The sequence below is a fragment of the Neisseria sp. HMSC074B07 genome (genome assembly GCF_001810355.1).
Classification (GTDB): domain Bacteria; phylum Pseudomonadota; class Gammaproteobacteria; order Burkholderiales; family Neisseriaceae; genus Neisseria.
On the sequence record NZ_KV800866.1, the window covers coordinates 1 to 15893 of the forward strand.

Below are 15893 nucleotides of genomic sequence, written 5' to 3' on the forward strand. Positions count from 1 at the left end.
TTACGTGCGGTTTGCTACGTTCAAATTTTTCCTTAGCCATGAGCTAATTCCTTTACATTAAAGATCGATTAAAGAACAGAGGTCGTCTGAAAAATCATTTCAGCCTTTCAGACGACCTATTTGCCTGATTAGCCTTTACGGGCTTCAGTTACAGCAGCAGCTATGTGGGCAGGAGCTTCAGAATATTTCTTGAACTCCATAGAGTAAGTAGCGCGGCCTTGGGTTGCAGAACGCAGGTCGGTCGAATAACCGAACATTTCTGCCAGAGGTACTTCGGCACGGACTTTTTTACCGCCGATACCGTCATCATCCATACCCAATACGACGCCGCGACGACGGTTCAAGTCGCCCATTACGTCACCCATGTATTCTTCAGGGGTTTCCACTTCAACTGCCATGATTGGCTCAAGCAGAGCAGGATTGGCTTTACGCATACCTTCTTTGAAGGCTTGGGAAGCAGCCAATTCGAAGGCCAGTTGAGAGGAGTCGACGTCGTGCGAAGAACCGAAGATCAAACGTACGCGTACGTCAACTACTGGGTAGCCTGCAACAATACCGTTAGGCAGGGTATCGCGGATACCTTTATCGACAGACGGAATGAATTCGCGAGGAATCACACCACCTTTAATTTCGTCGATAAATTCGTAACCTGCACCACCCGGTTCCATAGGTTCCATTTTGATCACAACGTGACCGTATTGACCTTTACCACCGGATTGTTTGGCGTGTTTGTATTCGGCTTCGACTTCTTTGCGGATGGTTTCGCGGTAAGCCACTTGAGGCGCACCGATATTTGCTTCCACGCCGAATTCGCGTTTCATACGGTCAACAATAATCTCCAAGTGCAGCTCACCCATACCGGAAATAATGGTTTGACCGGATTCTTCGTCTGTACGGACACGGAAAGAAGGGTCTTCTTTAGCCAGACGGTTCAGGGCGATACCCATTTTCTCTTGGTCGGCTTTGGTTTTCGGCTCAACGGCAATATGGATTACCGGCTCAGGGAATTCCATGCGTTCCAAGATAATCGGCGCGCTTTCTGCACACAAGGTCTCACCGGTAGTAACGTCTTTCAGACCGATAGCGGCTGCGATGTCGCCAGCGCGCACTTCTTCAATTTCAGTACGGTCTGCAGCAGTCATTTGTACCAAACGACCGATACGTTCACGAGTGCCTTTTACAGAGTTCAATACGGTATCACCGGATTTCACTACACCGGAGTAAACGCGGATGAAAGTCAGCTGACCAACGTATTTGTCGTTCAACATTTTGAACGCCAATGCAGAGAATTTCTCTTCATCGCTGGCTTGACGGCTGTCGGCTTCTTCAGTGTTAGGATTAACACCTTGAACCGGAGGAATATCGGTAGGAGCAGGTAGCAATTCTACAACTGCGTCCAACATACGTTGAACACCTTTGTTTTTAAATGCAGAACCGCACAACATCGGCTGAATTTCGCCTGCCAAAGTACGTTGACGCAATGCACCTACAATTTCTTCCTCGGTCAGCTCGTCGCCGCCCAAGTATTTGTCCATCAATTCTTCGCTGGCTTCTGCTGCGGCTTCAATCATGTTTTGACGCCATTCTTCAGCAGTTTCAACCAATTCAGCGGGAATGTCGCCATAGGTAAAGGTTGTACCTTTATCGGCTTCATTCCAGATGATGGATTTCATTTTCAGCAGGTCAACAACACCAGTGAAACTGTCTTCTGCGCCTACCGGAATAACGATAGGTACTGGGTTTGCGCGCAAACGGGTTTTCATTTGCTCGACAACGCGGAAGAAGTTGGCACCTTGACGGTCCATTTTATTTACAAACGCCAAGCGTGGAACTTGGTACTTGTTAGCTTGACGCCATACGGTTTCAGATTGCGGTTGAACACCGCCCACCGCACAGTAAACCATTACCGCACCATCCAATACACGCATAGAACGTTCTACCTCTACGGTAAAGTCAACGTGTCCTGGGGTGTCGATAATGTTGAAGCGGTGTTCTGGGAATTGTTTCGCCATACCAGACCAGTAGGAAGTAACGGCAGCAGAGGTAATGGTAATACCACGCTCTTGCTCTTGTTCCATGTAGTCGGTAGTAGCCGCGCCATCATGTACCTCGCCCAATTTGTGGGTCAAACCGGTATAGAACAAAATACGTTCTGTAGTAGTGGTTTTACCCGCGTCGATATGAGCGGAAATACCGATGTTGCGGTACAGGCTGATCGGGGTCTTACGAGCCATTTTATTAGCCTTTCAAAATTAGAAACGGAAGTGAGAGAATGCTTTGTTGGCTTCAGCCATGCGGTGTACTTCTTCACGTTTTTTCAACGCACCGCCGCGACCTTCGGACGCATCAATCAACTCGCCTGCCAAACGCAGGTCCATGGATTTCTCACCACGTTTGCGGGCCGCATCGCGAACCCAGCGCATTGCAAGAGCCAGACGGCGTGAAGGACGAACCTCAACAGGAACTTGGTAGTTTGCACCACCTACACGGCGGCTTTTCACTTCCACGATAGGTTTGGCGTTTGCAATGGCTTCGTTGAATACTTCGATTGCTGCTTTGCCGGTTTTTTTCTCGATTTGCTCCAACGCACCGTAAACGATACGCTCGGCAACAGATTTTTTACCGTCAATCATCAATACGTTCATGAATTTAGTCAGCTCGACGCTGCCGAATTTAGGATCAGGCAATACATCGCGCTTGGGGACTTCTCTACGTCTTGGCATTTTAATTTCCTTTAATCTATTCAGTCGGGTCAATTCCCATGAATACCCAATAGAGTATTCACTTACTCGGCCGTTGTTCAGCTTAGGCGGCCGACGTGCCTATTTAAGTCCCTGTAATTATTTAGGACGCTTAGCACCGTATTTAGAACGGGCTTGTTTACGGTCTTTAACACCTGCAGTATCCAAAGAACCGCGTACAGTGTGGTAACGTACACCCGGCAAGTCTTTTACACGACCGCCGCGAATCAGTACGACGCTGTGCTCTTGCAGGTTGTGGCCTTCACCACCGATGTATGAAATGACTTCAAAACCGTTGGTCAGGCGAACTTTACATACTTTACGCAATGCAGAGTTAGGTTTTTTAGGGGTAGTCGTGTATACACGGGTGCATACGCCGCGTTTTTGCGGGCAGGCTTCCAGTGCAGGCACTTTGTTTACGTACACGGGCTTTTGACGGCCTTTGCGTACCAATTGGTTGATAGTTGGCATATTTTCTCGTCCTGTTGAGTTAAATACTTGCCGACACCATGTCGGCAAGAGTGGAATTATATTTTTATTGCAAGAGTTTAGTCAAGCAAACGGTAGAGAAAAGTTGGTATTTTGTATTTACTAAGAACTATTTAGCAACTGAGGTCGTCTGAAATGGATAAAGAGTTCTCAAACTCTGCACTCCCTATTTCAGACAACCTTTATCAAAAATAAGTCAATTCGCAACTCCATTAGAGCCACCCTTCCTACCGTACTTTTCACAACGGCATTGATATAGTGGATTAAATTTAAATCAGGACAAGGCGACGAAGCCGCACAGTACAGACAGTACAGAACCGATTCACTTTGGTGCTTCAGCACCTTAGAGGAATCGTTCTCTTTGAACTAAGGCGAGGTAACGCCGTCGGTTTAAAGTTAAGCCACTATAATACACACAGGTCGTCTGAAAAAGAAAACCGCAAGTGATATTGCCTTGCGGTTTTCTTTCAAACAAACATCCTACGGATTATTCATCTGTTGCTTCGATTTCGGAAGCTTCTTGCTCTGCTTCCTGCCATTGCTGGCGGCGGCTGCGGTGGTAAGTCAAACCGGTACCGGCAGGAATCAGACGACCTACGATTACGTTCTCTTTCAGACCGCGCAACTCGTCTTGTTTGCCCATAATGGCGGCTTCGGTCAGAACGCGGGTCGTTTCTTGGAACGATGCGGCAGAAATGAAGCTGTCGGTTGACAAGGAAGCTTTGGTAATACCCAACAATACATTTTCGTAGCGTGCCGGTTCTTTGCCTTCTTCCAAAGCTTTTTCATTGGCTGTCATGACATCACCGCGTTCGACTTGCTCACCGGTAATAAATTCGGTTTCACCTGAATCGACAATATTCACACGGCGCAGCATCTGACGGATGATGACTTCGATGTGTTTATCGGAAATCTTCACGCCTTGAAGACGGTAAACCTCTTGCACCTCTTGAACGATATAACGCGCCAGTGCTTCGATACCTTGCAGACGCAGAATATCATGCGGATCAACCGCTCCGTCTACGATGGTTTCACCGCGGTTTAGCACTTGACCGTCGTGTACCAGAATTTGTTTCTCTTTGGAAATCAAAGTCTCGTATGCTACGCCGTCTACATCAGTGATAATCAGACGCTGTTTGCCTTTGGTCTCTTTACCGAATGAAACGGTACCGGTAATTTCTGCCAGCATACCTGCATCTTTCGGCACGCGTGCTTCAAACAGCTCGGCAACGCGCGGAAGACCACCGGTAATATCGCGGGTTTTGGAAGAGGCTTGTGGGATACGCGCCAATACGTCGCCTTTACCGACTTCCTGACCTTCGCGCACGGTAATCACTGCACCCACAGGGAATGCCATAGATACCGGGGTGGAGGTACCTGGAATACAGATTTCCAGACCGTTTTCATCCAACAATTTTACAGTAGGACGAAGCAGTTTGGATGCGCTGCCGGAACGGCGCTTGCCGTCGATAACCACCAAGGTAGACAAACCGGTTACATCGTCAGTTTGTTTGGCAACGGTTACACCCTCTTCAACATTTTCGAATTTCACCCAACCTGCGTGTTCGGTAATCATCGGACGGGTATGCGGATCCCAAGTTGCCAACGTTTGACCAGCTTTAATGGCTTCACCATCTTGAACCATCAAGATCGCACCGTAAGGCACTTTGTGGCGTTCGCGTTCACGGCCGATGTCATCATGGATAACGACTTCGCAAGAGCGGCCGATGACAACCAATTCGCCTTTGTTGTTGGCAACATAACGCATTTGGCTGCTGAATCGTGCCGTACCGTTGGATTTGGCTTCAACTTGGCTGGCTGCTGCCGCACGGGATGCCGCACCACCGATGTGGAACGTACGCATGGTCAACTGGGTACCCGGTTCACCGATAGACTGAGCCGCAATGACGCCGACTGCTTCACCGGCATTGACCAATTTGCCGCGTGCCAAGTCGCGACCGTAACAGTGCGCACACAAACCATGGCGGGTTTTACAAGTAATCGGAGTACGGACTTTGACTTCATCGACACCGGATTGGTCAATCATATCCACCAGTTTTTCAGTCAACAACGTACCGGCTTCAACCAAGGTTTCGCCACTTGACGGATCGACAACGTCAGACGCAGTCACACGACCCAAAATACGATCGCGCAATGCTTCAATCACATCACCACCCTGTACGACCGCCTTCATGACAAAGCCGTCTGAAGTACCACAATCGTCTTCAACAACGACCAAGTCTTGAGTTACGTCTACCAGACGACGGGTCAGGTAACCGGAGTTCGCGGTTTTCAATGCGGTATCCGCCAAACCCTTACGCGCACCGTGGGTCGCAATAAAGTATTGCAATACGGTCAAACCTTCGCGGAAGTTTGAGGTAATCGGCGTTTCAATAATCGAGCCGTCTGGTTTTGCCATCAAGCCACGCATACCAGACAACTGTTTAATCTGAGCCGCAGAACCACGAGCACCAGAGTCTGCCATCATATAGATGGAGTTGAATGACTCTTGATCGACTTCGTTGCCATCACGATCGATAACTTTTTGTTTGGACAAGTTATCCATCATCGCTTTAGCGATTTTATCGCCGGCACGACCCCAAATATCCACCACTTTGTTGTAGCGTTCGCCGTTGGTTACCAAACCTTGACGGTATTGGTCTTCGATTTCTTTAACCTCGGCATTGGCTTCAGCCAACAAGGCTGCTTTTTCTTTCGGAATCTCCATGTCGTCAACAGCAATGGAAATACCGCCTTTGGCTGCGAATCCGAAACCGGTATACATCAAGTGGTCGGCGAAGATAACCGTATCGCGCAAACCGCATAAGCGGAACGATGCGTTAATCAGCTTGGAAATTTCTTTTTTCTTCAGCGCTTTGTTGATGTATTCGAACGGCAGGCCTTTAGGCAGGATTTCGCTCAACAATGCACGACCGACAGTCGTTTCGTAACGGGTAACGACTGGCTCGAATTCGCCAGCTTCGTTTTTCACCCATTCACGCAGACGTACGGTAATTTTCGTACCCAGTTCAACCTGTTTGGTATGGTATGCACGATGCACTTCTTTCACATCAGCAAACAGACTGCCCTCACCTTTGGCATTGATGCGGTCGCGGGTCATGTAGTACAGGCCCAATACGATGTCTTGGGAAGGTACGATAATCGGTTCGCCGTTTGCAGGAGACAATACGTTGTTTGAAGCCAGCATCAGGGTGCGCGCTTCCATTTGCGCTTCTAAGCTCAATGGAACGTGTACCGCCATTTGGTCACCGTCAAAGTCGGCGTTAAATGCGGCACATACCAACGGATGCAACTGAATGGCTTTACCTTCAATCAGGATGGGTTCAAACGCTTGAATACCCAAACGGTGCAGGGTCGGCGCACGGTTCAGCATAATCGGATGTTCGCGGATGACTTCTTCCAAGATGTCCCATACTTCTGGTACTTCTTGTTCTACCAATTTTTTCGCTGCTTTAACGGTAGAGGCCAGACCTTGTTTTTCCAGTTTATGGAAAATGAACGGTTTGAACAGTTCCAAAGCCATTTTTTTCGGCAGACCGCATTGGTGCAGACGCAGGTATGGACCTACGGTAATCACGGAACGACCGGAGTAGTCCACACGTTTACCCAGCAGGTTTTGACGGAAACGACCGCCCTTACCTTTAATCATGTCTGCCAATGATTTCAACGGACGTTTGTTGGCACCGGTCATGGCTTTACCGCGACGGCCGTTATCCAACAGCGAGTCAACTGCTTCTTGCAACATACGTTTTTCGTTGCGGACAATGATGTCAGGAGCGTGCAGTTCCAGCAGGCGTTTCAGACGATTGTTCCGATTGATGACGCGACGGTATAAATCGTTCAAATCGGAAGTGGCAAAACGACCGCCATCCAACGGCACCAAAGGACGCAAATCAGGCGGCAATACTGGCAGCACGTCCATAATCATCCACTCCAGTTTCATACCGGAACGGTGGAAGGCTTCCAACACTTTCAAGCGTTTGGCGATTTTTTTGATTTTGGTATCTGAACCGGTCGACTCAAGCTCTTGGCGCAGGATTTCGATTTCGCCTGCTACATCCAAGGTGCGCAACAATTCGCGGATACCTTCCGCACCCATTTTGGCATCGAAATCGTCGCCGTATTCGTCCAGTTTGTTGTAGTAGTCATCTTCAGTCAGCAATTGACGGCGTTGCAGCGGAGTCATGCCGGGGTCGGTCACAACAAATGCTTCAAAGTACAATACGCGTTCAATGTCGCGCAAAGTCATGTCCAACACCATGCCCAAACGAGAAGGCAGGGATTTCAAGAACCAAATGTGTGCAACAGGTGCGGCCAATTCGATATGACCCATGCGTTCGCGGCGTACTTTGGACAAAGTCACTTCCACGCCACATTTTTCACAGGTTACACCTTTAAATTTCAAGCGTTTATATTTTCCGCACAAGCATTCGTAGTCTTTGACCGGACCAAAGATTTTGGCGCAGAACAGACCGTCACGCTCAGGTTTGAACGTACGATAGTTGATGGTTTCAGGCTTTTTAACTTCGCCGTAAGACCATGAACGGATGGTTTCGGGAGAAGCAATGCCGATTTTGATGGCATCAAACTCTTCTTCCATGCCGGCAGTTTGCAACGGATTAAATAAGTTCAACAAATTCATTTTTGCTCCTTGAAGGAAGTATTTTTACCGCATGGCGGATTTTCGATATTGGAAACGGTACGTTGCGGTTTCAGACGACCTGATATTTTCTTTCAGATTCCGATTAATTCATTCTTATTCTGCAACCGCTTTTTCAGACGGCCTAGAGAGGTCGTCTGAAAACTTCTGTTTAGTAACGTTCCAAATCGATATCCAAGCCCAGTGAGCGAATCTCTTTAACCAATACGTTGAAGGACTCAGGCATACCGGCATCGATTTTGTGTTCGCCTTTGACGATGTTCTCGTACATTTTGGTACGGCCTGTTACGTCGTCGGACTTCACAGTCAACATCTCTTGCAGCGTGTAGGCTGCGCCGTATGCTTCCAGCGCCCAAACCTCCATCTCACCGAAACGTTGGCCACCGAACTGAGCTTTACCGCCCAGAGGCTGTTGAGTAACCAAACTATACGGACCGGTAGAACGCGCGTGCATTTTTTCGTCAACCAAGTGGTGCAGCTTCAGATAGTGCATCACACCTACTGTTACCTTGCGGTCAAACGGTTCGCCAGAGCGTCCGTCATACAGCGTGATTTGGGTTTTGCTGTCGTTAAAGCCCAATTTTTCAACTTCAGGATCATCGCTTGGATAAGCCAAATTCAGCATTTCGCGGATTTCGGATTCTTTCGCACCGTCAAACACCGGTGATGCGAAAGATGCGCCTTTACGCAGGTTGGAAGCCAGTTCGATGATTTCTTCATCAGTCAAGGCATCCAAATCTTCTTTCTTACCGCTGCCGTTGTAGAGTTTGTTCAAGAACTCGCGCAACTCGCTGGCTTTGCGTTGTTCTTTCAGCATACGGTCGATACGCTCGCCGATACCTTTTGCTGCCCAACCCAAGTGAACTTCCAAAATCTGACCGATATTCATACGGGAAGGTACGCCCAACGGGTTCAGTACGATGTCCACAGGACGACCGTCCGCCATGTACGGCATATCTTCAACTGGCAGAATACGCGATACCACACCTTTGTTACCGTGGCGGCCCGCCATTTTGTCACCGGCTTGCAGACGGCGTTTGATGGCGATAAAGACTTTCACCATTTTTTGTACGCCAGGCTGCAGTTCGTCGCCTTGGGTCAGTTTTTTCTTCTTGATTTCGTACAACTCGTCCGCTTCTTCGCGTTTTTGTTGCAGACTCAATTTAATCAGTTCTAATTGTTTGGCCAAATCTTCATCAGCCAAACGGATATCGAACCAATCGTGTTTGCTAGGCAGACCCGCCAGATACTCTGTCGAGATTTCGCTGCCTTTGGCCAGCTTCATTGGACCACCGTTGGCTTTTTGGCCGACGATCATACGCTCAATACGGTCGAATGCGTCGTTATCGAAAATACGCAACTGGTCGCCCAAGTCTTGACGGTAACGTTTCAGCTCAGAATCAATAATGGATTGAGCACGTTTGTCGCGTTGGATACCTTCGCGGGTAAAGACTTGAACGTCGATAACCGTACCGCTCATACCGGTAGGCATACGCAAAGAGGTGTCTTTTACGTCGGATGCTTTTTCACCGAAGATGGCGCGCAACAGTTTTTCTTCCGGAGTCAGTTGGGTTTCGCCTTTAGGCGTTACTTTACCAACCAATACATCGCCGGCTTCCACTTCCGCACCGATGTAAACGATACCGGATTCATCCAAACGGTTTTGCATACGCTCGGACAAATTCGGAATATCGCGGGTAATATCTTCTGCACCCAGCTTGGTATCGCGGGCAACGACATTCAATTCCTCAATGTGAATCGAAGTATAGCGGTCGTCCGCAGCCACTTTTTCGGAAATCAGAATCGAGTCTTCATAGTTATAACCGTTCCACGGCATGAAAGCGATGGTCATGTTCTGACCCAAAGCCAATTCACCCAGATCGGTGGATGCACCGTCAGCAATCAAATCGCCGCGTTGCAAAACGTCGCCGGCTTTGACCGCAGGACGTTGGTTGATATTGGTAGATTGGTTGGAACGGGTGAATTTAACCAAGTTGTAAATATCGACACCTACCTCACCGGCAGTCGCTTCGTCGTCATGAACACGAATCACAACACGGTTGGCATCTACATACTCAACCACACCGCCGCGACGGGCAACGATTGCAGTAGCAGAGTCAACGGCAACAGAACGTTCGATACCGGTACCAACCATCGGTTTTTCAGGACGCAGGCACGGTACGGCCTGACGTTGCATGTTGGCACCCATCAATGCACGGTTCGCATCATCGTGCTCCAAGAACGGAATCAGAGATGCCGCTACAGATACCACTTGACCGGTTGCCACGTCCATATATTGCACACGGTCAGGCGTTGCCATAATGGTTTCGCCTTTTTCACGACAAGTGACCAAGTCACCAATCAAATTACCGTCTTTGTCCAAATCAGCATTCGCCTGTGCAATCACATAGCGGCCTTCTTCGATAGCAGACAAGTAATCGATTTCCTCGGTTACTTTGCCGTCGATAACGCGGCGATAAGGAGTTTCCAAGAAACCATAATCATTGGTACGTGCATAAACGGACAATGAGTTAATCAAACCGATGTTCGGACCTTCAGGCGTTTCAATCGGACATACGCGGCCATAGTGAGTCGGATGCACGTCTCGCACCTCGAAACCGGCACGTTCACGGGTCAAACCACCCGGGCCTAACGCAGATACACGGCGTTTATGGGTTACTTCAGACAAGGGGTTGGTCTGATCCATAAACTGACTCAATTGGCTTGAGCCGAAGAATTCTTTGATGGCGGCAGAAACAGGTTTCGCATTAATCAAATCATGCGGCATTAAGTTTTCTGATTCCGCTTGATTCAGGCGTTCTTTTACGGCACGTTCCACACGAGCCAACCCGCTGCGGAATTGGTTTTCAGTCAACTCACCTACCGAACGCACGCGACGGTTACCCAAGTGGTCAATATCGTCCACTTCGCCATGACCGTTACGCAATTCAACCAAAGTAGCAATTGAGGCAACAATATCTTCAACGCTCAGGACATAACCGCCTTTTTCGGCAGCACCTGCGAAAGTTTCGTTCAACAAACGGCCATACCAAGAATGTTGTTGTGCTTCAGACAATTTTTGTTCATAAGTACGCGTATTGAATTTCATACGGCCTACGCGAGACAAATCGTAGCTGTCTTCACTGAAGAACAAGCGGTTAAACAACTGCTCGACTGCTTCCTCGGTAGGCGGTTCGCCCGGGCGCATCATGCGGTAAATCGCAACACGCGCTGCTTGCTGATCAGCAGTCTCATCAGTACGCAGAGTATTGGAAATATAGCCACCTTGATCCAATTCATTAATGTAAAGCGTAGTAAGTTGTTTTACACCATGGATATCAAATTTTGCCAAAAACTCTTCAGTGATTTCATCGTTGGCAACAGCCAATACTTCACCCGTTTCAGGGTCAATCAAATCCGCGGCCAAAGCTTTGCCAATCAGGCTTTCCGGCTCCACATCCAAACGGGTTAATCCCGCATTGCTAATATCACGGATATTTTTTGCGGTAATACGTTTACCCTTAGCAACCAAGACGTTGCCTTCTTTATCCAAGATATCAACTTTGGCAGTTTCACCTTTCAGACGACCTACAACCAAATCAGTTTGGACACCATTTTCAGACAGATAGAACGTTTCTTTATCGTAGAAAATATCCAAGATCTGCTCATTGTTGTAGCCCAAGGCCTTCAACAAAATCGTAACCGGCATTTTACGGCGACGGTCGATACGGAAATACAGCAAATCTTTCGGGTCAAATTCGAAATCCAACCACGAACCACGGTAAGGAATGATTCGAGCAGAGAACAACAATTTACCGGAGGAATGGGTTTTACCACGGTCATGCTCAAAGAACACGCCAGGAGAACGGTGCAACTGAGAAACAATCACACGTTCGGTACCGTTAATGACAAACGAACCGCTTGGAGTCATCAATGGGATTTCGCCCATGTACACTTCATTTTCACGAACTTCTTTGACTGTCGGTTTAGACGCTTCCTTGTCTAAAATAACCAATCGGATACGCGCGCGCAGGGGGGCGGCATAAGTGATTCCGCGCAATTGACATTCAGGAATATCGAACAAAGGCTCACCCAACGTGTAATGCACAAACTCCAGACGCGCATAACCGTTGTGACTTACGATAGGGAAAATAGAATTAAATGCAGCCTGCAGACCATCGTCAGTGCGCTGATCAAAAGCATTTTCTAATTGCAGAAATTTCGCATAAGAATCAATTTGTGTTGCCAACAAAAAGGGAACGTCCAATACGTTCTCTCGTTTTGCAAAACTCTTACGGATACGTTTTTTCTCGGTAAACGAATAGTTCATATACACTCCGAAAAGCAATTTTAAAAAAGAGGTCGTCTGAAATAACGCCTATTGTTTGTGTTATTTACATTTATTTAAACTTAGCTTGCGAATAAATTGCAAATAAATGTAAATAACAAATTAACCTAATAACAATAAGCAAAATAAGGCTGGCAGAAAAACTGCCAGCCTTAACAGGAAGCATCAAATTATTTGATTTCGACTTTAGCGCCGGCTTCTTCCAATTGTTTTTGAATGTCTTCAGCTTCAGCTTTAGAAACACCTTCTTTAAGAGTCTTAGGTGCACCATCAACGATGTCTTTAGCTTCTTTCAGACCCAGACCGGTAATTGCGCGAACTACTTTAATCACGCCAACTTTTTGGTCACCGGCAGAAGCCAATACTACGTCAAATTCAGTTTTTTCTTCAGCGGCAGCAGCACCAGCACCAGCAGGACCTGCAACTGCAACAGCAGCAGCAGAAACGCCGAATTTTTCTTCAAAAGCTTTAACCAAGTCGTTCAATTCCATTACGGTCAAAGAACCAACTGCTTCCAAAATGTCTTCTTTAGTAATAGCCATGCTATTTATACTCCAAATATTGTATTAAAAAATAATTGATTAACAGAAACAAAATTGATTAAGCGGCTTCTTCGCCTGCTTTTTTCTCTGCCAAAGCAGCCAAACCGCGCGCAAAGCCTGATACAGGAGCTTGCATAACGAACAACAGTTTGGACAACAGCTCTTCGCGGCTCGGAATAGAAGCCAACTCAGCAACCTGAGCAGCATTCATCACTTCACCATTGTAAGAACCGGCTTTAACTACAATCTTGTCATCTTTTTTCGCGAATTGGTGCAACACTTTAGCAGCAGCAACAGCATCTTCAGAAGCAGCATAAACCAACGGACCAACCATTTGATCAGCCAAAGCTGCGAATGAAGTACCCTCTACTGCACGACGAGCCAATGTATTTTTCAGAACACGCAAGTAAACGCCTTCTTTACGCGCATTAGCGCGAAGCTCAGTCATACTGGAAACACTGATACCGCGATATTCAGCAACCACGAGAGTCTGAGCGTTAGCAATTGCTGCGCTGATTTCCTCTACGGCTACTTTCTTGGTTTCAATATTGAGACTCAAGGTCTACCTCCCACTGTTTATAAACAGGATATCGGAATGATATCCCACCAGCGCGGTAACCTAAAAAGACATCTTACAAGCAATCTTGCAATGTGTTTCAGGACTACCGTCTGCGTAGGGCAGTTACGATTAAATCTTGCGATCCCTACGGTCTTGGACATCTACTTAATTCTAAGTAGCCCAAATTCAAGCAACTCAGAAAGAGTTGCTTGAAAATTTCTTAGATTAGTTATTCACGCTTGATGTATCAACGCGAACACCTAAACCCATAGTACTGGATACAGCAACTTTTTTCAGATACTGACCTTTAGCAGCAGCAGGTTTAGCTTTAACGATAGCATCCAGCAATGCATCAAAGTTCTCTTTCAAATCAGCCCCAGCGAATGAAGCACGACCGATAGTTGCATGAACGATACCAGCTTTGTCTGTACGATATTGCACTTGACCTGCTTTTGCATTTTTAACTGCTTCAGCCACATTAGGAGTAACAGTACCCACTTTAGGGTTTGGCATCAAGCCACGTGGACCCAAGATGGTACCCAATTGACCAACGATGCGCATTGCATCAGGAGAAGCAATAACAACGTCAAAGTTCAGATTACCTGCTTTGATCTCAGCAGCCAAATCTTCAAAGCCGACAACATCAGCACCAGCTTCTTTAGCTGCATCAGCATTTGCACCTTGAGTAAATACTGCTACGCGGGTTGTTTTACCGGTACCTTTAGGCAGAACAACTGAACCACGGATAACTTGGTCAGATTTACGCGGATCAACACCCAAGTTGAAAGATACGTCAACAGACTCGTCAAATTTAGCAGTCGCTGCTTTTTTTACCAAAGCAATTGCTTCATCAATTGCATATAATTTATTGGCCTCAACAGAAGAGCGCAAAGCTTTCAAGCGTTTAGATACTTTAGCCATTATACAACACCCTCCACATCCAAACCCATTGAACGAGCAGAACCAGCAATAGTGCGAACAGCGGCATCCAAATCAGCAGCAGTCAAATCAGGCTCTTTAGTTTTAGCAATTTCTTCCAACTGAGCACGGGTCAATTTACCCACTTTATTTGTCAGAGGATTAGAACTACCTTTTTGCAGACCAGCAGCTTTTTTCAACAGAATAGAGGCTGGAGGAGTTTTCATCACAAAAGTGAATGACTTATCCGCAAAAGCAGTAATTACAACTGGAATCGGCAAACCAGGCTCCATGCCTTGAGTTGCAGCATTAAATGCTTTACAGAATTCCATAATATTCAGACCACGTTGACCCAAAGCAGGACCAACTGGGGGAGATGGATTGGCTTTACCTGCAGGAATTTGCAGTTTGATGTAGCCGATAACTTTCTTTGCCACTTATAGGACTCCTAAAAACGGGTATAGCGCGGAACCATTTCCGCTTCCCAAAAAAGAATTCAGTATTATATTTACTTAGAGATTTTTTTTCAAGGGATTTAAAAACTTAAATCTTTTCTACTTGACCAAACTCCAGCTCAACCGGGGTTTCACGACCAAAAATCTGAACAGAAACCCTCAATTTATTACGCTCATAATTCACTTCATCTACAATACCGTTGAAGTCAGCAAAAGGTCCTTCGTTTACACGAACTTGCTGTCCCACTTCAAATTCAACTTTAGGTTTAGGCTTCTCAACCCCAGAACGAACCTGTTGCAAGATTGCATCAGCTTCTCTTTGAGAAATCGGAGTAGGCTTATTTGCCGTACCACCAATAAAGCCTGAAACTCGAGGGGTACTTTTCACCAAATGCCATGAGTCATCGGTCATTTCCATTTCGACCAAAACATAGCCCGGATAAAACTTACGCTCGCTAATGGTTTTACGACCATTTTTAATATCGACCACTTCTTCAACCGGAACAAGAATCTGACCGAAATAACCTTCCATGCCTTCGCGAGCGATACGCTCTTTTAGGGTCTTCTGGACATTTTTCTCAAAGCCGGAATAAGCCTGCACAACATACCAACGTTTTGACATTTTTACCCCCTCTTCAACAACACATCAAAAAACAGCCAGGAAATAGCACTGTCTGCCGCGTAAATAAATACTGCCAAGATTGCAACAAATATAACGACGAAGATCGTCATCTTAACTGCATCATCTCGCGTAGGCCAAACAACTTTTTTAAACTCAGACCATGAGTTTTTAAAATAGGAAAGCAGCCCTTCTCGCTTAGGCGGCGTAGAATGATTGCCGGATGTTACAAGCTGACCCGACTTTTCTGCTTTATGTTCAGATGTATGTTCAGTCATCTTTACTCACTCACCACAGCATCAAAGTCGCACTATCTCACTCATGCAATGGTTTAAATTAATTACTAAAAAAGAAATGCAAAAAAATTAACCGGCACAGGGCCGGTTAATTTTTTATTTGGCAGGCCAAGAGGGTCTCGAACCCCCAACCCTCGGTTTTGGAGACCGATACTCTACCAATTGAGCTATTGGCCTCTAAACTTAAGCGATGATAGAAGAAACCACACCTGCACCTACGGTACGGCCACCTTCGCGAATCGCAA

Annotated in this window: 11 protein-coding genes and 1 tRNA gene; all 12 read right to left on the bottom strand. The window is 46.8% G+C overall.

From position 1 onward, the window contains the following. Positions 1–128: 128 nt before the first annotated feature. The 12 genes from fusA to HMPREF2726_RS00070 all read right to left on the bottom strand — a co-directional run bounded on the left by fusA (position 129) and on the right by HMPREF2726_RS00070 (position 15825). Positions 129–2234 carry an elongation factor G gene (fusA, locus tag HMPREF2726_RS00015; RefSeq protein ID WP_003760496.1) on the bottom strand — a complete coding sequence of 702 codons (2106 nt, stop codon included), beginning with the start codon at positions 2232–2234 and terminating at the stop codon, positions 129–131. Positions 2235–2252: 18 nt separating this feature from the next. Further along, positions 2253–2723 (bottom strand): 30S ribosomal protein S7, encoded by a 471-nt coding sequence (gene rpsG / locus HMPREF2726_RS00020; protein ID WP_003745196.1) that lies wholly within the window; start codon positions 2721–2723, stop codon positions 2253–2255. Positions 2724–2840: 117 nt separating this feature from the next. Beyond that, the gene (rpsL, locus tag HMPREF2726_RS00025) at positions 2841–3212 is read right to left on the bottom strand and encodes a 30S ribosomal protein S12 (protein WP_002218431.1); all 372 of its coding nucleotides are present in this window, start codon (positions 3210–3212) and stop codon (positions 2841–2843) included. Positions 3213–3717: 505 nt separating this feature from the next. Further along, a complete protein-coding gene (gene rpoC, locus HMPREF2726_RS00030; RefSeq protein WP_070601817.1) occupies positions 3718–7893 on the bottom strand; it encodes a DNA-directed RNA polymerase subunit beta' in 4176 nt (1391 codons plus the stop codon). Positions 7894–8062: 169 nt separating this feature from the next. Continuing rightward, positions 8063–12241, bottom strand: coding sequence for a DNA-directed RNA polymerase subunit beta (gene rpoB, locus HMPREF2726_RS00035; protein WP_009312699.1), 4179 nt, complete (start codon positions 12239–12241; stop codon positions 8063–8065). Positions 12242–12429: 188 nt separating this feature from the next. Further along, entirely contained in the window at positions 12430–12801 is a 372-nt protein-coding gene (gene rplL, locus HMPREF2726_RS00040) for a 50S ribosomal protein L7/L12 (protein ID WP_003677916.1), read from the bottom strand. A 58-nt stretch (positions 12802–12859) separates the two neighbouring features. Then, positions 12860–13360: a 50S ribosomal protein L10 gene (rplJ, locus tag HMPREF2726_RS00045; protein ID WP_003760504.1), complete on the bottom strand. Its 501-nt coding sequence runs from the start codon at positions 13358–13360 to the stop codon at positions 12860–12862. Between the two features lie 225 nt (positions 13361–13585). After that, positions 13586–14281, bottom strand: coding sequence for a 50S ribosomal protein L1 (gene rplA, locus HMPREF2726_RS00050; RefSeq protein ID WP_070601819.1), 696 nt, complete (start codon positions 14279–14281; stop codon positions 13586–13588). Beyond that, a complete protein-coding gene (rplK, locus tag HMPREF2726_RS00055) occupies positions 14281–14715 on the bottom strand; it encodes a 50S ribosomal protein L11 (RefSeq protein ID WP_070601821.1) in 435 nt (144 codons plus the stop codon). Before rplK ends, rplA begins: the two co-directional genes overlap by 1 nt. A gap of 106 nt (positions 14716–14821) precedes the next feature. Continuing rightward, positions 14822–15355 carry a transcription termination/antitermination protein NusG gene (nusG, locus tag HMPREF2726_RS00060; protein ID WP_003760509.1) on the bottom strand — a complete coding sequence of 178 codons (534 nt, stop codon included), beginning with the start codon at positions 15353–15355 and terminating at the stop codon, positions 14822–14824. Between the two features lie 2 nt (positions 15356–15357). Then, positions 15358–15630 (bottom strand): preprotein translocase subunit SecE, encoded by a 273-nt coding sequence (gene secE, locus HMPREF2726_RS00065; RefSeq protein ID WP_003779769.1) that lies wholly within the window; start codon positions 15628–15630, stop codon positions 15358–15360. Positions 15631–15749: 119 nt separating this feature from the next. After that, positions 15750–15825 (bottom strand) — tRNA-Trp (locus HMPREF2726_RS00070). Positions 15826–15893: the final 68 nt, after the last annotated feature.